This is a genomic window from Methylobacterium sp. Leaf113 (assembly GCF_001423325.1).
In the GTDB taxonomy this organism is placed as follows: Bacteria; Pseudomonadota; Alphaproteobacteria; order Rhizobiales; family Beijerinckiaceae; genus Methylobacterium.
This window is the reverse complement of record NZ_LMNJ01000003.1, coordinates 1-18,580: the sequence shown is the minus strand read 5'-3', so window position 1 is coordinate 18,580 and position 18,580 is coordinate 1. Positions and strand designations below refer to the sequence as shown.

13 protein-coding genes, 1 pseudogene and 1 riboswitch are annotated in these 18,580 nt (G+C 68.1%); of the genes and pseudogenes, 4 read left to right on the top strand and 10 right to left on the bottom strand.

The annotated features are described in order from the left end of the window. Positions 1-33: 33 nt before the first annotated feature. Both ASF60_RS03670 and ASF60_RS03665 read right to left on the bottom strand, forming a co-directional pair. A complete protein-coding gene (locus ASF60_RS03670) occupies positions 34-1,398 on the bottom strand; it encodes an LLM class flavin-dependent oxidoreductase (RefSeq protein ID WP_056180598.1) in 1,365 nt (454 codons plus the stop codon). A 12-nt stretch (positions 1,399-1,410) separates the two neighbouring features. Beyond that, positions 1,411-2,628, bottom strand: a complete 1,218-nt coding sequence (locus ASF60_RS03665) for an acyl-CoA dehydrogenase family protein (RefSeq protein ID WP_056180595.1) — start codon at positions 2,626-2,628, stop codon at positions 1,411-1,413. Between the two features lie 353 nt (positions 2,629-2,981). On the opposite strand from ASF60_RS03665, the gene ASF60_RS03660 reads away from it, so the two are divergent. The 3 genes from ASF60_RS03660 (at position 2,982) to ASF60_RS03650 (ending at position 8,119) form a co-directional block, all read left to right on the top strand. Next, a complete protein-coding gene (locus ASF60_RS03660) occupies positions 2,982-4,379 on the top strand; it encodes an LLM class flavin-dependent oxidoreductase (RefSeq protein WP_056180592.1) in 1,398 nt (465 codons plus the stop codon). A gap of 529 nt (positions 4,380-4,908) precedes the next feature. Beyond that, positions 4,909-7,101, top strand: a complete 2,193-nt coding sequence (locus tag ASF60_RS03655; RefSeq protein ID WP_056180589.1) for a TonB-dependent siderophore receptor — start codon at positions 4,909-4,911, stop codon at positions 7,099-7,101. 70 nt (positions 7,102-7,171) lie between these two features. After that, positions 7,172-8,119: an alpha/beta hydrolase gene (locus ASF60_RS03650; RefSeq protein ID WP_056180587.1), complete on the top strand. Its 948-nt coding sequence runs from the start codon at positions 7,172-7,174 to the stop codon at positions 8,117-8,119. Between the two features lie 366 nt (positions 8,120-8,485). Here the strand turns inward: ASF60_RS03650 and ASF60_RS03645 are convergent, their stop codons facing one another. From ASF60_RS03645 to ASF60_RS03620, 6 genes are read right to left on the bottom strand one after another with little or no spacing between them, the layout of a single operon-like run. Next, positions 8,486-9,649, bottom strand: coding sequence for a DUF1624 domain-containing protein (locus ASF60_RS03645; RefSeq protein ID WP_056180585.1), 1,164 nt, complete (start codon positions 9,647-9,649; stop codon positions 8,486-8,488). Further along, positions 9,646-9,957, bottom strand: coding sequence for a hypothetical protein (locus ASF60_RS03640; RefSeq protein ID WP_244477100.1), 312 nt, complete (start codon positions 9,955-9,957; stop codon positions 9,646-9,648). The genes ASF60_RS03645 and ASF60_RS03640 overlap by 4 nt, the downstream gene beginning before the upstream one ends. After that, complete coding sequence (locus tag ASF60_RS03635) at positions 9,954-11,441, bottom strand: DUF3526 domain-containing protein (RefSeq protein WP_056180582.1); 1,488 nt, start codon at positions 11,439-11,441, stop codon at positions 9,954-9,956. Before ASF60_RS03635 ends, ASF60_RS03640 begins: the two co-directional genes overlap by 4 nt. Continuing rightward, positions 11,438-12,832: a DUF3526 domain-containing protein gene (locus tag ASF60_RS03630; RefSeq protein ID WP_056180579.1), complete on the bottom strand. Its 1,395-nt coding sequence runs from the start codon at positions 12,830-12,832 to the stop codon at positions 11,438-11,440. The genes ASF60_RS03635 and ASF60_RS03630 overlap by 4 nt, the downstream gene beginning before the upstream one ends. Further along, positions 12,829-13,572, bottom strand: coding sequence for an ABC transporter ATP-binding protein (locus ASF60_RS03625; protein ID WP_056180576.1), 744 nt, complete (start codon positions 13,570-13,572; stop codon positions 12,829-12,831). The genes ASF60_RS03630 and ASF60_RS03625 overlap by 4 nt, the downstream gene beginning before the upstream one ends. Then, entirely contained in the window at positions 13,572-15,761 is a 2,190-nt protein-coding gene (locus ASF60_RS03620) for a TonB-dependent siderophore receptor (RefSeq protein ID WP_156633850.1), read from the bottom strand. The genes ASF60_RS03625 and ASF60_RS03620 overlap by 1 nt, the downstream gene beginning before the upstream one ends. Positions 15,762-15,917: 156 nt before the next feature. After that, a riboswitch (cobalamin riboswitch) is annotated at positions 15,918-16,127 on the bottom strand. 559 nt (positions 16,128-16,686) lie between these two features. On the opposite strand from ASF60_RS03620, the gene ASF60_RS03615 reads away from it, so the two are divergent. Next, entirely contained in the window at positions 16,687-18,123 is a 1,437-nt protein-coding gene (locus tag ASF60_RS03615; RefSeq protein ID WP_056180572.1) for an 8'-apo-carotenoid 13,14-cleaving dioxygenase, read from the top strand. Positions 18,124-18,136: 13 nt separating this feature from the next. On the opposite strand, the pseudogene ASF60_RS25460 reads toward ASF60_RS03615, so the two are convergent. Further along, positions 18,137-18,295, bottom strand: a pseudogene (locus ASF60_RS25460) (transposase); the annotation flags it as partial. An 11-nt stretch (positions 18,296-18,306) separates the two neighbouring features. Further along, positions 18,307-18,580, bottom strand: a 274-nt coding sequence (locus tag ASF60_RS03605) for a transposase (RefSeq protein ID WP_156633830.1), incomplete at its 5' end; no start/stop codon positions are given.

Genomic DNA, 18,580 nt, shown 5'->3' with positions numbered 1-18,580 from the left:
GCTCAGGGTCCTGGTGCTGGGAGGAGGAAGAAATCACGGGGCGGCCGGTACACGCATCGCGGTGGCGGGGTGGCGATGGGACGGCCGCGGCAAGCCGAGGTTTTCGCGCAGGGTGCGGCCCTCGTAGTCCGTGCGGAACAGGCCGCGGCGCTGCAGTTCCGGGATCACCAGTGTGGCGAAGTCGTCGAGGCCGCCGGGCAGGGTCGGCGGCATGATGTTGAAGCCGTCCGCCCCGTGGGCCTCGAAACGCTCATGCAGCGCGTCGGCGATCTGGCCCGGCGTGCCGACCAGGGTCCAGTGCCCGCGGGCGCCGGCGATACGTAAGTAGAGCTCGCGAATGGTTAGCCCGTCGCGCCTTGCCAGCGTCAGCATCAGGGCCTGCCGGCTCTTGCCGCCCTCGGTCTCGGGCAGGTCGGGCACCAGGGCCTCGTCCGGATAGGCCGACAGGTCGGCGCCGGCGAGTTGTTCGAGCAGCGAGCGGCCGACCACGGGGTGGATCAGCTCCTGCAATTCCCCGTAGCGGTCCTGGGCCTCGCCCTCCGTGCGTCCGACGACCGGGAAGGCGCCCGGCATGATCTTGAGATGATCCGGGTCGCGCCCGAAGCCGGCCATGCGGCCCTTCACGTCGGCGTAGAAGGCGGTCGCGTCCGCCAGGGTCGTCTGCGCCGTGAAGATGATCTCGGCGGTGCGGGCTGCCAGCGCCTTGCCGGCCTCGGAGGAGCCGGCCTGCACCACGACCGGGTGGCCCTGCGGCGGGCGCGGCACGTTGAGGGGCCCGCGCACCGAGAAGTGCGCGCCCTCGTGGGCCAGGAGGTGGAGCCGGTCCGGGTCGAAGAACCGGCCCGAGTCCCGGTCGCGCACGAAGGCGTCGTCCGCGTAGGAATCCCAGAGGCCGCGGACCACGTCGACGAACTCCTCCGCCCGGGCGTAGCGGTGGGCATGGGCGAGGTGGCTCTCGCGGCTGAAGTTCCAGGCCTCGCGCGGATCGGCCGAGGTGACGAGGTTCCAGCCGGCCCGGCCCTCGCTGAGGTGGTCGAGGGAGGCGAACTTGCGGGCGACGTGGAACGGCTCGTTGTAGGTGGTGGAGGCGGTGGCCACGAGGCCGATCCGCTCGGTGACCGCCGCGAGGTGGGAGAGCAGGGTCAGGGGCTCGAACTGCCCGACGTAGCGGATCGCCGTCCGGCTGAGGGCGTCGATGTCCTCGCCCCGGACCGCGACGCCGTCGGCGAGGAAGATCAGGTCGAACTTCGCCGCCTCCGCCGTCCTGGCGATCCGCCGGTAATGCGCGGCGTTGACCCCGGCATCGGCTTGGGCGGACGGGTGGCGCCACGCCGCGACGTGGTGCCCGCCGGGATACAGGAAGGCGCCGAGGCGCATGCGGTCGGAGCGGGCCGGCATCGCGAGGCTCCCTCAGGCCGCGCCGACGCGGTACTCGCGCGGCGGCGCGGTGCCGTTGACCGCGAAGGCCCCGACGATGCGGTCGCGGTAGATCCGCGGATTGTGCGAGGCGATGGTGCGGGCGTTGCGCCAGTAGCGGTCGAGGCCCAGGCCCTCCTTCACCGCCGAGGCACCCAGCGCGTCGAACAGGCCGGTGGTGGCCTCCAGCACGAGATTCGTCACCACCGTGACCGCCTGGTTGACCTCGACATCGGCGAGCGCCGCCGGGTTCGTCGTATCGGCCCCGTCGCGGCGGGCCTCGAACACCCGCTGCACTGCCTCGGCCGCCTTCAGCACGATGGCGCCGGCCGCGTAGGCGTTGCCTCGCACCCGGCCGACCACCGCCTGGATCTGCGGGTCGTCGCCGGTGCGTCCGGCATTGCCGTGGCTGTAGACGCGCCGGCGCTCGGCCACCAGCCGGGCGACATCTTCGGCCGCCGCCCGGCCGATGCCGGCGAGAGTCGCGAGGTGCACGAGCTGGAAGAACGCCATGGCGTAGGGGAAGCGCGCCGGGTCCGGCTTGATCCAGTCGGGCTCGACCACGACGCCAGTGAAATGCGCGGTGCCGCTCGCCGTCAGCGCCTGCCCGAACCCGTCCCAGTCGTCGACGATCTCCACGCCCGGGGCCTGGGTGGAAACCGCCGCAACCACGGGCGCGCCGTCCTCGTCCTGGGCCGAGAGGTGGATCCAGTCCGCGAACAACGAGCCGGTGGTGTAGAACTTCCGACCGTCGACGACCCGCTCGGCCCCGCGCCGGCGCAGGATGGTGTCGAACTGGCCGACCTTGGCGTTCCCGGTCTCGGAGACGCCGCTGCCGATGGTCTGGCGCGCGGCGATGCGCTCGGTCCAGCGCGCCCGCCATTCGGGAGAAGCCGAGCACAGCACGTCCTCGGTGAAGCCGAAATGCGCGCGGAGCGCATTAGTGACGTTGGAATCCCCCTGCGACAGCTCGATCAGCAGGTTGAACAGTTCGGGCAGGCTCGCCCCGTGCCCGCCCGCCGCCTCGGCCAGGCGCAGGGTGGTGAAGCCCGCCTCCTTGAGCCAGCCGATCTCGGCATGCGGCAGCCGGCGTTCGCCTTCCCGCGCCACGGCGGTGGCGCGGATCTCAGCAAAGGTTGGACGAAAACGCGCGGCGAGCTCCTCGTAGCGGCCGCTTGGGCCGGCACCCCAGCCCGCATCCGTTTGCGACATGATCCTGCAATCCCGTACTGAGCTGCGTCCGCGCCCCGCCTGATCCGGCTGAGCACCGCAGGCAGCAGCCGTTGAGATCCGGGATTATCGCTCGAAACTCAAGTCTTCATCTCTAAAATGACGTGCATTCACATGCATTTGGAACGCAAATCTCCAGTAACATCTTTACAAGAACAACTGTGCTCTGGACGATGCGATCTAAAAAAGAAGGTTCTGGTTGACCGGACGTCCGGGACCAATACCCTGACCTTCCCGGCCTCTCGCCTGCAACGGCCTCTCGCCTGCCCAGGCGCGACTTCTCGCCTACCCAGGCGCGACATGGCGAGGCCACGCCCCTCCGGACGGATCCTTCGATGACGACGCGCCGAGAACTCCGGCTGAACGCCTTCCAGATGGCCTCGCCGGGCCATACCTGGGCCGGCCTGTGGCGGCATCCGCGCGACACGGGCAGTGCCTATAACAGCCTCGACTATTGGGTGGACCTCGCACGGACCGCGGAGCGCGGCCTCTTCGACGGGGTCTTCCTCGCCGACGTGCTCGGGCAGTACGACGTGTACGGTGGCACCGCCGACGCGGCCCTGGCGCGGGCGGCGCAGGCGCCCAACATCGACCCGTTCCTGGTGGTGCCCGCCATGGCGCAGACGACCCGCCACCTCGGCTTCGGGGTCACCGCCAATCTCACCTACGAGCACCCCTATCCCTTCGCCCGCCGGATCACGACCCTGGATCACCTCACCGGCGGCCGGATCGGCTGGAACATCGTCACCGGCTACCTCGAGAGCGGCGCTCGCGGCATGGGCCAGGACACGGCCCGGGCGCACGACACCCGCTACGAGGCGGGGGACGACTTCCTGGAGGCAGCCTATAAGCTCTGGGAGGGCAGCTGGGAGGACGGGGCGGTGCGGCGCGACAGGGCCGGCGGCGTCTTCACCGATCCGGCCCGGGTCCACCGCATCCGGCACGACGGGCCGTACTACCGCGTCGACGGCCGCCATCTCGCCGAGCCCTCGCCCCAGCGTACGCCGGTGCTCTACCAAGCAGGCACCTCCCGCCGGGGCAAGCTTTTCGCGGGGCGCCACGCCGAGGCTGTGTTCCTCAACGGCCAGACGAAGCCGCTCGCTGCGAAGGCCGTGCGTGACCTGCGCGAGGCGGCCCGCGCCGCCGGGCGCGACCCTTACGACATCCGCACGTTCCTCGGCGCCACGGTGATCGTGGCGCCGACCCGCGCCGAGGCCCTGAGCCTGCGCGACGAGTACGCACGCTACATCGACGTCGAGGGCCAGCTCGCGCTGGTCTCGGGCTGGACCGGCATCGACCTGTCGGCCCTGGGTCCCGACGAGGCCCTGGCCTACGTCAAGACGAACGCCATGCAGTCCCTGGTGGAGAACCTGACTCAGGCCGGCGAGCGGCCCTTTACCCGGGCGGACTTTGCCGAGTTCGGCCCGCGCGGGGCCCGCGCGCCCTTCATCGTCGGCGCGCCCTCCGAGGTCGCCGACGAACTCGTCGCCTGGGCCGAGGCCACCGACGCCGACGGCTTCAACCTGACCCGCGCGGTGGCGCCCGAGACCCTGGAAGCCTTCGTCGACCTCGTCGTCCCGGAACTCCAGACACGCGGCGCCTTCAAGACCCGCTACGCGGAGGGCACGTTGCGCGAGAAGCTGTTCCCGGGCAGCGGGCCGCTCCTCAAGGCGAGCCATCCCGGCGCGGGCTTCCGGCGAGGGATACCGGAGGCCTTCCCGGCCGCGTCGTGAGGAGCGAGGACGCTTCCGCTATGCTGCGCGCCGGCTCCCGATGTCTCCGGAGCAAGCGTCCGCTTTCTCAATCTACCTCCCAAAAGCAGACAGGCAAAAATCCACCCGACCCGGTCGTAGAACGGACGGACGGGTCTCGACCCCTACCTGTCATCCAGACCGTTGTCGGCGTTTCTCCAAAGCGGCCGTCCGTTAGCTGCCCAGCAACTTCGGTTCGGGGTGGGGAGCGGACCTTGCCCCTTCACCCTGAAGCGGACGTTCCGCCATCGACCCAACTTCAGCGCTGCGATCAGTCAGTTCACTATCATAAAGCAGCATCTCAAAATTGATTGAACCGCTTAAAAAGGACAGTGATGATATGTTGATGTAAGACCTTGATAATCGACGCTATACGGGGCTAGGTTAGAACTACTTCAGATTTTAAGTGCTCTAAGTGTGTGATAAATAGCACAATTCCTACTTGCTACGCGGGTCGTATCTCGCAATGAGTACGATACTGCGCCGCTTAGGGCGCCTACTAGCGTGCGCCATGTCCCATCGCTCGTCCCTCCTTGCTCTGCTGCTCGCCACAACGGCTCTCCCCGGAGCCGCGAGTGCGCAGGAACAAAGCGTTCGGCTCGACCAGCTCTCTGTCGAAGGGGCCTTACCCGGGCCGGCGGCAGGTAGCGGAGCAAATCTCAGCGGCGGTGATGGGGGGACGGCGGCGACCAGCGGCGGCGGCGGCGGCCCTTCCGGGATCACCGGCTATACCGCTCGGATCAGCCCCACGGCGACCAAAACCAACACGCCCCTGCTCGAAACCCCGCAATCGGTCACGGTGCTCACCCGCGAGGCCCTCAACGATCGCAACGTCCAGACGCTCAACGAGGCCATCGGCTATGTGGCCGGCGTGTCCTCGAACGTTTTCGGCTTCGATCCGCGTTTCGACTCGTTCTTCGTCCGCGGCTTCAGCCTGACCTACGACGGCATCTACCGGGATGGCCTGCGCCAGATCGCGTCGGGCCTGACGGTGCCGCGCATCGAACCCTACGGCATCGAGGCGGCCACGATCCTGCGCGGACCGGCCTCCGGCCTCTACGGGCTCGGCTCGCCCGGCGGTATCCTCGACGTCACCACGAAGCGCCCGGTCTTCACGCCCTTCGGCGAGGTTCAGCTGCAGGTCGGCAACTTCGACCGCTATCAGGGCAATTTCGACATCGGCGGCCCAGTTGAGGGCACGGGCGGCACGCTCGCGTACCGCGTCACCGGCATCAAGCGGCAGTCAGACACCTTCATCCCCGGGGGCTCGGACGACCGGAGCTACATCGCGCCGTCCTTCACCTGGAAGCCGTCCGCCGACACCAGCTTCACGTTCCTGAGCGAGTATCAGGAGACCAAGCTTCCGGGCAGCACGACGTTCTTCAACCAGAACCTGCGCCCGACCCGGATCTACTCGGGCGATCCGGCCTTTAACGACTTTCGGCAGCAGCAGGGGCGCGTCGGCTACGCGTTCGAGCACCGCTTCGACGGGGATCTGGTCTTCCGGCAGAACTTCCGTTTCTACGACATCAGCAACGACTATCGCTACGCGTCGATCGCCGCGCTCAGCCCCGACGGCGCGAGCGCCAGCCGGTCGACCGGATATTCGCGGCAGTTCCTCAGTCAGATCACCCTCGACAACCAGATCGAGGCGCACATCACCACGGGGCCGGTCGCGCATACACTGGTGGCGGGTCTCGACTACGCGCATTCGGATTTCAATTATCGCTTCGGCTTCGGCGCGGCCCCCGATCTCAACCTCGTTACGCGCAATTACGGCCAGCAGCCGATCCTCGCGCCGCTGTTGGGCCCACGTACCGCGCAGAGCCAGGATCAGGTCGGCCTATACCTGCAGGAGCAAGCCAAGTTCGACCGCTTCGTGCTCACCCTGACCGGGCGCTACGACTGGGTGTCACAGACCACGACCAGCGCCCCCGCTGCCGCGACCCAGCAGAACGACCAAGCCTTCACGGGGAGAGTCGGTCTCAACTATCTCCTGGCCCCCGGGCTGGTCCCCTATGCCAGCTACGCCACCACCTTCGCGCCGCAGCCTGGCGTGGATGCCGCCGGGCGTGCCTTCCGGCCGGCGACGGGGGACCAGATCGAGGCTGGCGTCAAATACCTGATCCCCGGCACAAACATCCAAGCGGGGTTTGCCGGCTTCGACATCGTCCAGAGTAGCGTCCTGCGCACGGATCCCAACAACGTCGCCTTCCAGGTGGCGACCGGCGCGGTCGAGTCCCGCGGCTTCGAGATGGAGGCCATCGCCAACTTCGCACCGGGCACCAACCTCACCCTCGCCTACACGCACCTCAATTTGCGCTATCTCAGCCAGACCTCGTTCGCGGGTCAGTCCCTCGACGGCAATGCTCTCTCGGGCATTCCGGGGGATACGTTCACCGGCTTCCTGAGCTACCTGTTCCCGTCGAGTTCGGCCTTGCGCGGCCTGACGCTCGGTGGCGGCATCCGCTTCAACGCCAACAGCTTCGCCAACGACGAGAACACGGTCCGGAACCCGACGGTGACGCTGTTCGACGCGCTGATCGCCTACGATTTCGCCGCCATCGACCCGACCTACAAGGGCTTCCGCGCTCAGGTGAACGCGAACAACATCTTCGACCGCGACTACTTCACCTGTCAGGCGGGCTTCTGCTATCGGGGCGCCCCCGCCACCGTCATCGGCAGCCTGATCTACCGGTGGTGATCGTGAAGGACGTCATAGTCGAAGACCAACACCCGCGGATGATGGGCGCGGCCAGGGCGGACAGAGCCCAGTGAGCGCCCCCGTTTCACGTCGCACTGCGGTTGGCCTCCTGGCGACCACCTGGATGACGCTGGGTGGGCATTCGGTCCTCGCCGCTGGTCCCGATGAGCCGGCACGGCTCGCCGGCGCGGTCAGCTTCGACCTGGGAGGCGACGCGGACCGTCCGCCCTGGCGGATCACCCTCTACGTCCCGCCCGGGGCGGCGCCGGTGGACGGTTGGCCCGTCCTCTACCTCCTCGACGGCAACGCGGTGACGGGCACCGCCATCGACATCGAGCGGGTTCAGGCACCGTACCCTGACGCTACGGGAATCGCGTCTCGCTTCGCCGTCGTGGGCATCGGCTACCCAGGCGACGAGGCCCATGATGCCTCGCGCCGCTCATGGGACTACACGCCGCCTCCCGGTCGCTCCTACCCGCCCCACAAGCCCGGGGGGCTGACATTGCGGACGGGGGGCGCCGACGCCTTCCTTCACTTCGTCACGACGACGCTTCGGTCCGCGGTCGCGCAGCGGTGCCTGGTCGATCCATCCCGGCAGGCGCTCTTCGGACATTCCTTCGGCGGCCTGTTCGTCCTCTACGCGCTTACTCAGGCGCCAGCCGCCTTCTCACACTGGATCGCCGCCAGCCCATCCATCTACTGGGAAGACGCTGTGGTGCTTGGAAGCATCGCGGGCTTGGAGAGGGGGCCCCCGAACGGCCCGCAAGTGCTTCTGCTGGCAGGTGCCTACGAGGAAGCACTCGCCCCGTTCCAACAGGACGCTCCAGACCGTGAGGCGCGCCGTGCCCGCCTCGCCTCGACCCGCACCGTTGAACTGACCCGTGAAATGACGGAGCGGTTGAGCCGGATCTCGGGCGTAACAAGCACCTTCAGCCTCATTCCAGGTCGAACCCACATGACCGTCCTGCCCGAAGCACTCAACGCGGCGGTCGCCTTCTTCATGCAAAGATCGGGATAGCCTCACGGAGAAGGTCGAAGGCTTCAGCACGGCCCGGATCATTCATTGAGGTACACAACAGAGTTGCTGATAGTCGCTGCTCCTCGCGAACGTCCGACGTCACGAATTTACGTCCTGTGCGCAGGCCATCACCAACCCAGTCGTAAAGCTCTGCCTCATCCAATGCCTGGAAGCGGACTCTCCCAGGATCCGCAAAGGGTCGTGAGCGGGCGCAAGGGCAACGTCCGCTTTGATGCATTGCAGTCCAGAAGCGGACGTTTGCACCCCACCCAACCCAGCCGTGAATTCGCATCGGTCGGTGTCCATTAACGGGACCCATTGCGAGGCTTCTATCGAGCCTCTGGAAGAGGGCATCTCCTGGCGGGCCTACAAGTAGCTCAAGCCCGGCAACGCCGCCCGACGTTTCAGGCCTACCATCCAACGGCAGGCGAGCCAGAGCGGGGGGGCAAGGGCCGCCGCGACCAGCCAGATCTGCACCGGTGCTCCCGCCTCAATCCGGCCGGTGGGGCCGCCGAGGCCGAGCGCCTGGGCGCCGTCATGGAGAAGCCGCAACAGCCAGAGATGCGCAAGGTAGAAGAATAGCGGCGCGCCGCCGAAGGTGCGCAGCCAGCCGAGGCTTCGCGCCGGCACCGCCTCGAACAAGGCGAGGAGCCCGAGCCCGAGGCCGAGGGTCAGCAGCAGGAAGTCGGCCGAGGGCGGGTACTTGGTCAGGTTCACGAAGGAGAGCGCAGTCATTAGGGTCGTCGCTCCCGTCTGCCACGGCACCGGCTCGCCGTAGCCGTTGAGGCCCCGGAGGATCAGGAAGGCGATGAGCGCCGCGCCGCTCATCGCCAGGAGCTCTTTGCGACGAGGGGCCGGCGCGACCGCTCCGGCGAAGAGCGGCCCTAGGGCGTAGCCTGCCGCGATCACGCCGAACCAGGGCAGCACGGGATAGGAGGTCCGCGCCACGCCCCAGGGCAGTTCGATGAAGCCGCGCTGGTGCAGGATCGACCAGAGGACGTAGCCGGTGTCGCCGGGCTGGAGCACGAATCCGTCGAGCAGGTTGTGGCCGAGCATCACCGCAGCGGCGAAGACGATGAGGGCAGCGCGCGGTATCCAGAGCAGGGCGGCCAGCGCCACCATGCTGAGGCCGATGGCCCAGATCACCTGCAGGTAGAGGATCGGTGGAGCGAGACTGCGGGTCCAGGCGAGGCTGACCAGCGTCACCTCCATGAGGATCAGCAGGAGGCCGCGCTTGAGCAGAAAGGCACTAGCCGCCCCCCGGTCGCCATGCTTCTGCGCATAGAGGCTGGCGGAGAGGCCGGTGAGCAGGATGAAGACAGGCGCGCAGAGATGCGAGGTCAGCCGGGTCATGACGAGGTCGGGAGGCGTGAGGCTGAGGTCCATCGGGTCGCGAACCTGGGCGTGCAGGTAGATGAACTCCCGCACGTGGTCGACGAGCATGAGCAGCATGACGAGGCCGCGTAGGGCGTCGATGGAGACGATGCGGGACCGCGGACCGTGCGCTCCTTCGAAAGTTGCAGGTCTCATCGCGCGCGCTCCGTTCCGATCCGATGCAAGAGCCGGCCGACATCGACTGGTGTCCAGACTGCGCCGCCGCGCGGCTTGCAGATCCCTCGCCGCGTGAGCTCCAGGGCGAGGCACTGGGGCGTCCGCCCGACTACCCCACGCATCGCGTCGATAATCGGCATGAGATCGAGAGCGTAGCGGCGGGCGCGCGCGGACGAGGCCCCGCGTCCGGCATCCCCGCGCCGGACGCGGGCGGCGGAAACGTCATGGGGCTGGGTCGCCACCGGGCTGGCATCCTCGGAGGCTTCGTTCCGGTTCGGGCGCATCATGCAGGCCATCTGGAAAGACGACGGTAGGCCAGCGCGGTCAGGAACAAGGCACCCGCCATGAGACAGCCGAGAGCGACCATCGCCTGATGTTCGGCCGCTACGCGCGGGACGGAGGGCTCGAAAGCCGGCACGGCGTCGTAGGCGGTGAAGTCGAGACGCGCGGGGCAGCCCTCACACACCGGGACTGGATCGAGGGCTTGGGCGAGAATGCGAGGCTCGAAGAACGCACGCAGGTCCCGGCGATAAGCGGCGCCCGACGCCAGGAAGGCGGAATGGCGCTCTGCGTCGGTTCCCGCCGCCATCTCCAGTGCGCGTGCGAGGACCGTCGCGGGTGACAGGATCGCCAAGCGCCGGCTCCAGGCCGCCACCGCCCGGGCATGGTCCCGTGCGGCATCACGGTAGCCCGCCAGCGCTTCGTCGTAGAACGCATCGCGGGCGAGGCGCTTGATCTCGGGCGCTTCTGCCAGCCCCGGCCGGCTCACGGCCTTCGGAACCTTGCCGGTCAGCCAGGCCGCGGTGATCCGCGCGCCTTCCTCCCCGGTGTAGAAGCGGACCTGAGCCTGCCGGCTCGCATCAATGGCCGCGATCCGAGAAGGCGTCGGTGCGAGGACATCGACCACGAGGCCGAGCGTGCTTGGGAGGGCCACCGTGACGCAGGCCCATGCCAGTACGAGAATCGCGAGGGCGCCGACGCCCCCACGCCACAGGCTGGCCACCAGGGCGCAGGCCGACACCCACAAGACGACGTAGGCGGCCAAGGCCGCCGCGAGGAGGGCCAGCGTGCCCGCCCAACCGTTGAGCTCTCCGAGACCGCCTGAGACGATGAGCGCCAGCGCCGTTCCGCCGAGCACAGCCGTGATGGCGATCAGCGCCACGGCCCCGAACTTCGCGCTCGCCACGCGACGCGGCCCGACGGGCTGCGACGCGATCATGCGCAGGATGCCGCTGTCGTGCTCGGAGGAAAGCCGCGTGCCGGCGAGCGCGATGACCGCGAGCGGCACAAGGTAGACCAGCACGAAGGCGAGATCGAACGGGCCGAGCCTGAGCCGGGCCGTCGAGCCGGGCTCGTAGGCGGTATCGTCGAAAACCGTGCTGAAGCCGAAGCTGGCCCGCATGATCGCCGGTTGCACGTCGGACTGACCGGCCGCGAACGCAGCGAGCGGCGTCGGCGGCTTCACCGCGTAGGCGGCCATGAAGTAGGTCATGTAGCCGAAGGCGTCGGTGGGGTCCTGCCAGTAGTTCACCTTGATCGGCGAGGGCTTGGCGTAGCGCTCATGGGCGGCCCTAGCGTCCCGCACGACCCGGTCGGTGTCGGCGGCGGCCTGCGCGAGGGCGGCCCGCTCCGTGGCGACGCGCCCGGCGCCCGTCCACGCCGCCAGGCAGAGCGCCACGAGGAGGGCGGCGAGGATCGCCCAGGTCAGGCGCTCGCGCAGGATCAGGCGCAGTTCGGCGCCGAGCAGGATAGGGAACCGGACGGTTCTCACGGCTTCAACCTCCGGACCAGGGGACGGCACAGGGCCGCCATTAGACCGAGCCAGAGGGCAAGGACGAGGGCCGGAACGCGTGCGTTGGCCAGCGTTGTTGCGAACGGCAATGGCCGGGGGACGAAAGACGGGATCTCCCCCCAGAGATCCGATCCGGCGACGAGGGTGGTTCCGCCGCGCTGGGGATGGTCGCGGATCTCGGCGTTCATGCGTTCGGAGATTCCGCGCCGGTAGGCCTCTGCCGCCCAGACGAAGTGGGCGTGCTGGGCGAAATCGGTGCCCGCCAGCGTCTGCGAGAGGGCCTGCAGGGCGACCCGCGGCGACAGGAGGCCGGCCCAGGCCAAGGCTCTGTCCTGGGCCGCGAGGCTATCGAAGAAGGCACCGAGCTCGCGGTCGTAGACCGCGAAGTTGTGGCTCTCGTTCTCGGACATCATCAGGCCGCGAAGGTCCACGGGCAGTTCGTCGGGATCGCTGACGCCGTAGCGGGCCAGCACCTCGCGCGTACGAACATCGTTCGCCTCGGCGGTGCGATGGCCCCGGAATCCAGCCTCGATCCGGGCTCGGACCTCCCGGTAGGACAGGGCGGGCACGACGGCGTCGACGCCGACGACCGCGAGGCGGGGGGCCGCGACGCAGAGGAGGACCCAGGCCGCGAGCGAAGCGGCGAGCGCACCCCGTGCCGTGCGTGCGACCAACGAGACGAGCATTGCGAGCAGCAGGAACACCGCGCCGTAGGCGAGTTGTGCGGCGATCCAGGTCAACAGGCGTGGAACGAGCTGCCAGCCCGTATGGTCCTGGCTCATCACCGCGAGCGCGCCGATCCCAAGGAGCGGGAGGCCAGCCACCAGGGCGAGGGCGGCAAAAAGTGCCGCGAACCGGGCCGCGAAGAGACGTCCCGGCGGGCCGCCGTTGCCGAGCGCGAGACGCAGCGTGCCTCGCTCGCGGTCAGCCGCGAAGGCGGAGAAGCCCAGCAGGATGGCGGCGAGCGGCACCACGAGCTGGACGATGTCGGCGACGCTGCCTAGGCCGGACCTCGCGAGCGGTCCGGCATCCTGGATGGCGCGGTAGACCGCGTCGTTGAAGACATGCGCCTCGACCCGTACCATCCGGCCCGTATAGGGCTCGGTACCGGGATCGAGCACGGCAAGCGGTGCGGAGGGACGGAACACCCACAGCCCGAAATGGTCGGCCGAATGCGGGTTCTTGGCATCCTGGCCGAGCCAGCGCGCGCGCTCGGCAGCGGCCACCTGAGCGACCTCGCCGGCGTAGCGCGTGGAATCCCGCCAAGCCACGAGGCCTGCGACCGTGAGGAGCAGGACGAGGACGGCACTGATCCAGCGAAGGCGCGCATCTTGGGCGGTGCGCGCGAGTTCGGCCGCGAGCTGCCTCACGCCGCGCTCCCCGCCAGCCGCTCGATGTAGAGCCGCTCCAAGCCGACATGGTCGAGGGTTCTGGGGTCGATCTCCTCGACGATCCGACCACGGCTCAGCACGCCGACGCGCCCGGCCATCTCGCGCACGCGGTAGAGGTCGTGGGTCGCCATCAGGATGGCGGTGCCGCGCTCAGCGGCCGCCCGGACCGTGGTCGAGAAGTCCGCGGCCGCGCTCGGATCGAGGCCCGAGGTTGGTTCGTCGAGGAGCAGGAGCCGGGCACGGCGCGCGAGTGCCACCGCGATGCCGACCTTCTGGCGCATGCCCTTGGAATAGGAGCCGGCGGGACGGTGGTGGACATCCTCGGCGAGGCCTGCCTCCGCGAGGAGCGTGCGGGCGGTCCCCTTGCTCAAGTTGAGGCCGGCCAGCGTCGTGAAGTAGCGCAGGTTCGCCACCCCCGAGAGGCCTGGGTAGAGCGCTACCTGTTCGGGGATGTAAGCTACGTGCCGTCGGGCGCCGATCGGGTCGGCGCCGGCGTCCACACTACAGACCTCGACCGTGCCGGCATCCGCCTTCAGGAAGCCGAGGATTAGGTTGACCGTGGTCGTCTTGCCGGCACCGTTCGGCCCGAGCAAGGCGAAGACCTCGCCGGGGCGGAGCGACAGGTCGAGGCCGTCGAGGGCCTGGCGTTCGCCGAAACGCTTGCTCACCCCCCGGATGGCGAGCACGGCGTCGCCCGCATGGGTCGTGACCTCGGCCATCAGAAGCGCACCGAGATTGTGCCTGTGAAGCGCCGGGGCGCGCCGGGATAGACCCGGAAGACGTTGTTCGAACTCTCGTAGTAGGTCGCGTCGAAGATGTTCTCGACGTTAAGGCCGAAGCGCATGTTCTCGTAGCGGTAATAGGCCAGGGCATCGACCGCGATGTAGGCCGGGAGCACGAAGCCGGAGCCTGCCGCGTCCCCGGCGCGTTCGCCGACGCCGCGCACGCCGCCGCCGAGGCCTAGCCCCTTCCAGGGGCCCGCCTGCACCTCGTGCACGGCAAGCAGGCTGCCCGAGTGGCGCGGGATGTTGATGAGCGGTGCGCCCACGGGAAGCACGTTGTCCTTGGTCACCACCGCGTCGGCATAGACGTAACCCGCCAGAACCTTGATCTCGGGGGTGATCTGGCCGGCGGCGGTCAGTTCTAAGCCCTGGCTGCGCACGCGGCCCGCTGCCAACGAGAAGCCGCTGTTGTTGGGGTCGGCCGTGAGCACGTTCTGCCGCTCGATGCGGAAGGCCGCTGCCGTCAGGCCGAGCGCGCCGCCGAACACATCGAGCTTGGCACCGACTTCGTAGCCGATGCCGGTCTCGGGCTCGAACGGCACGGAGCGAGCTACCGCGAAGGCGTCGGGGCCGATATTGGGCCGGAAGCTGGTGCCGACATTGGTGTAGAGCGAGAGCTCCGGCAGGGGCTGGTAGACGAGGCCGGCGCGCGGTGTCGTCGCCACCCGGGATTGTTCCGTCTGCGTCGCCGTTGTGCGCTCGCGGAAGGATTGCTCGAAGAAGTCGAACCGGACCCCGAGCAGGGCTTTCCACTCCGGACTGAGCGCGATCTGGTCCTGGGCGTAGAGGGCGGTATTGGTGACCCGCTCCAGGTTGTTGCGCCGGATGGTCAGCGGCGGCAGGGCCTGGCCGTAGCGCGGATCGTAGATGTCGAGGCTGTAGGGGCTCTGGCGGAAGTTCGAGCGGTCGTAGACCACGCGGCTGTCGGTGCTCTCCCGCTCGAAGCCGAGAAGCACGGTATGGCCCAGATCACCGGTGGTGAAGCGCCCCACCACCTCGGCCTGGCCGATGGCGGTATCCCAGCGGTAATCGCGAAAGTTCCGGTCGCGCAGAACCGTGCGGTTGTCAGCGGCGAGGCCACGGACCTCCGCCGATTCCCCGACCAGCGAGCCGGTGTTGAAGTGGGTGGCCAGCCGCATCTGCCAATCGGCGTTGAAGCGATGCTCGACGCGCACCTGCATCGTGTCCGAACTCTGATCGGTGCTCTGCCCCGGCTCACCGAGGAAGCGGGAGATTGGCAGGAATCCCAGTTGCTTGTTGATCGCGATCACGCCCCGGTCGAAGACGACGCGGTTGCGCAGGAACTCGGTTTCGACGGTGATTTTCGTGTCCGGCGTGATCTGCCAACTTACGACGGGCGCGACGAGGAGCCGGTCGCCATCGACGAAATCGCGAAAGCTGTTCTGGCGTCCGCCCGCGAAGTTGAAGCGGTAGAGGAGCGTGCCGTCCTCGTTCAGGGCGCCGCCGGCATCCACCGTGCCGCGGAACTGCTCGAACGAGCCCCACAGGCCGCCCATCTCGACGAAGCGCTCGGCGGTCGGCTGCTTGGTGACGAAATTGACGAGGCCGCCCGGGTCGCTGCGCCCGAACAGGCCGCCGCCGGGACCCTTCAGGACCTCGATCCGCTCGACGTTCTGGGTGTCAGGCGGCGGCGGCGAGCCCCGGTTGATCGGGAAGCCGTTACGGTAGAGTTCCGAGGTCGTCGTGCCGCGGATGGCGTAGCTGAACACCGTCAGGCCGCCGAAATTGTTCTGCTGGGCGACACCGGGCGTATAGTTGAAGACCCGGTCGACCCGGGTGGCGGCCAGATCCGTGATGACCTCCCGCGGTGCGACGGTGACGACCTGGGGCACGTCGCGCTGGGGCGTGTCGGTCTTCGTGCTGCTCACAGCCCGGTCGTCCCGGTAACCCGGGGTCGGACCGATCAGGCCGATACCTGAGTTGGGACCAGCACCAGCGACGGCCGGGGCACCTCCGCCAGCCCCTTCCACGGAGAGCTCCTCCAGCGTGACGGCCTCCTGCGCCCGGGCCTCCAAGGAAGGCGCAGCTGCCGAGAGGATTGCGGCAAGCGCGTAGTGCGATCCTCGATGCCCCGACGTCCGACGACGCTTCGCCGGAACGGGCAGGTTCAGGATCGGGGCCTTCGAGGTCGGCAGGTTGGGACAAAAAGGCACCAGTGCGCTCAAGGTTGTCGAGCGACGGCCGAGCGGGTGCCCTCACGGGATCGGCCGCGTCAGCAGCCGAGTCCGCTCATGCGCTCCGCCGGGACACCCCGCCCGAGAGACGTATCGTGGTGCAAGGCAGGTCTCCTGGCTCGCGGGTCATTGCCCTCGCCTCGGCCTTCCCGGTGCGACGCACCAGTGACCATGAACGGAAAGGGCTCGCCGCTGACAGTTGCGGGGGCAGCTTCGGAAGCACTCCTGCGAGCACCCCGAATTCCCTCTTAGCCCGCGAGCCGACGACCCGCAGGAACCTTGACGGTCAGACATTCGCCGGGCGCTGCCGCATAGTCAATCGAGGGAACGCCATTTTCCGCAACATTGTAACATTGCATCGATATGGTTCTGGATGGTTGTGCGTCTTCAGATGATTTGGGACTGTCTGCGGTGTTCAGGAGCGGAGGCTTTGGTCCATCTGCGGTGGGAGGTTAGGCAGCCTGCGCCCAGTGGTGCAACTGGCCGATGCCCGATGGCCTCTACGATAGGGCGCTTAAGGACGTCTTCCGATCGAAAGCAGCCGGACCGCATTCCACCCAACCCAGTCGTAGAGCGGACGGACGGGTCCCGACCCAACCAAGCCGTAGAAGCTCGTCGATGGCAAACTCAAAAGCGGCCATTGAGCCGGTTGTAGGAGGCGTCCAAGCGTTTGGCTGACCGAGCCGTCGACGTAACGATTCGATTTCGTCACGTGGCCAGACGCGATTGGATACATTATCGATAAGATCGCCCAGTCTTCTCAGGCGAACAGAAATGTCTCCCTTTCCCGGTGAATCGGGGCGCCTCGATTACGAGGGCCCTCGCTCTCCCTCCGATCGCCCCGAGCCAGCGCCCGATGCCGAACTTGATCGCGTCCAGCCTGCATGCCACCGCCGAGGGCATTGTCGCGCTGGTGGCGGCCTGTAATCGGCTGCGCCTGCCAGGAACGCAGCACCCCTTTGTGGTTGGCGTCCATGCGCCAATGCGCGAGGAGCTGACCCTGCGGGATCTGCGCGTGACTGGAACGATCCCGGTGGGGCTCGACGGCCGCTACCTCAAGATGGGCGCCAACCCTGCCTGCCCGACAACGCGCGGCCACGACTGGTTCCTGGGCGACGGCATGGTGCACGGTCTCTGCATCGAGGACGGAAAAGCCTTGTGGTACCGCAACCGCTGGATCGGTTCGCGTGCGGCGTCCTCAGCGCTCGGCCGGCCCGCTGCCCCTGGGCCGCGCCGCGGCGACGACACTGTTAACACCAACGTCGTCGCGATCGGCGGCCGCACCTTGGCCGTGGTCGAGGCCGGCAGTTTCCCCGTCGCGCTGTCCGAGGATTTGGAGACGCAGCGCTACGACACGTTCGATGACACCCTCGCTGGCTCCTTCACTGGACATCCGCATCGCGACCCGGCGACCGGTGAGACACATGCCATCGCCTATGACGGCCGCGTCTGGGACAGCGTGCGCCACGTCGTCATCTCGCCCACGGGCCGGGTCGTGCGTGATGTAGCGATTCCGGTCGAGCACGGCCCCTGCATCCACGATTGCGCGATCACGATGCGCTTCGTCGTGGTGCTGGACCTGCCCGTCACCTTTTCGATGCGGGCAGTGCTGGCTGGTCACCGCTTCCCGTTCCGCTGGAATCCCGCCCACCGTGCCCGCGTCGGCCTGCTGCCGCGGTACGGCACGGCCGCCGACATAGTCTGGTGCGCCGTCGATCCGTGCTTCGCCTTCCACGTTGCCAACGCCTACGACGACGCTGATGGGCGCGTGGTCCTCGACGTCGTAGCCTACGAGAGTGTGTTCGCCTCGGCCGCTGGCGGTCTCGACACGCCGGGCCAATTGGAGCGCTGGATCGCCGACCCGGCGACGGAACGGGTCGAGCGGCAGGTGATCGATCCCGCGGCACAGGAGTTTCCCCGGATCGACGAGCGACGCTTCGGGCAATTACACCGCTACGTCTACACGGGCTCAGTCCCGGCAGACGGCAACACCCAACTCATTGGTGCGACGCAACTCTACAAGCACGACCTGACGACGGGGGAGCGGCGCGTGCACGAGTTCGGTCCCGACCGCGTCCCGGGAGAGTTCGTGTTTGTCCCCGCGAGGCCGGAGGCTAGCGAAGACGAGGGCTGGCTCGTCGGGCTCGTCATCGACACGGTGAGCGACTCGACCGACTTCATCATCCTCGACGCTCATGCGTTCGAGGCGGCGCCTATCGCCGCGGTCCACCTCGGGCACCGGATCCCGCCTGGCTTTCACGGAAACTGGTTTCCTCAGCAGAGGGCTGGCTAGGGTCTGGACTCAATCAGCACCAGAAGGCGATGACGGCAGCGAGCGCGACGGCCGAGGCGTAGTTTCGGGCCAGCTTGTCGTAGCGGGTGGCGATGCGACGGAAGTCCTTCAGGCGATTGAAGGTCGCCTCGATGCGCCAGCGTTCGCGGTAGCGGCGTTTGTCGTGGCGGATNCTGGACTCGATCAGCACCAGAAGGCGATGACGGCAGCGAGTGCGACGGCCGAGGCGTAGTTTCGGGCCAGCTTGTCGTAGCGGGTGGCGATGCGACGGAAGTCYTTCAGGCGATTGAAGGTYGCYTCRATSCGCCAGCGCTCGCRGTAGCGGCGYTTGTCGTGGCGGATCTTCCGCTTGCGGCCGCGCTTGCCGGGGATGATCGGCGTGATGCCTTTTTCCCGCAGGTCGGCCCGGAGCCAGTCGGCGTCGTAGCCCTTGTCGGCGGCCAAGCGACGGACCCGA

Excerpts from the sequence above, each read along its gene's own strand:
- ASF60_RS03670 (WP_056180598.1), bottom strand. The coding sequence starts at position 1,398 with ATGCCGGCCCGCTCCGACCGCATGCGCCTCGGCGCCTTCCTGTATCCC.
- ASF60_RS03665 (WP_056180595.1), bottom strand. The coding sequence starts at position 2,628 with ATGTCGCAAACGGATGCGGGCTGGGGTGCCGGCCCAAGCGGCCGCTAC.
- ASF60_RS03660 (WP_056180592.1), top strand. The coding sequence starts at position 2,982 with ATGACGACGCGCCGAGAACTCCGGCTGAACGCCTTCCAGATGGCCTCG.
- ASF60_RS03655 (WP_056180589.1), top strand. The coding sequence starts at position 4,909 with ATGTCCCATCGCTCGTCCCTCCTTGCTCTGCTGCTCGCCACAACGGCT.
- ASF60_RS03645 (WP_056180585.1), bottom strand. The coding sequence starts at position 9,649 with ATGAGACCTGCAACTTTCGAAGGAGCGCACGGTCCGCGGTCCCGCATC.
- ASF60_RS03640 (WP_244477100.1), bottom strand. The coding sequence starts at position 9,957 with ATGATGCGCCCGAACCGGAACGAAGCCTCCGAGGATGCCAGCCCGGTG.
- ASF60_RS03625 (WP_056180576.1), bottom strand. The coding sequence starts at position 13,572 with ATGGCCGAGGTCACGACCCATGCGGGCGACGCCGTGCTCGCCATCCGG.
- ASF60_RS03615 (WP_056180572.1), top strand. The coding sequence starts at position 16,687 with ATGCCGAACTTGATCGCGTCCAGCCTGCATGCCACCGCCGAGGGCATT.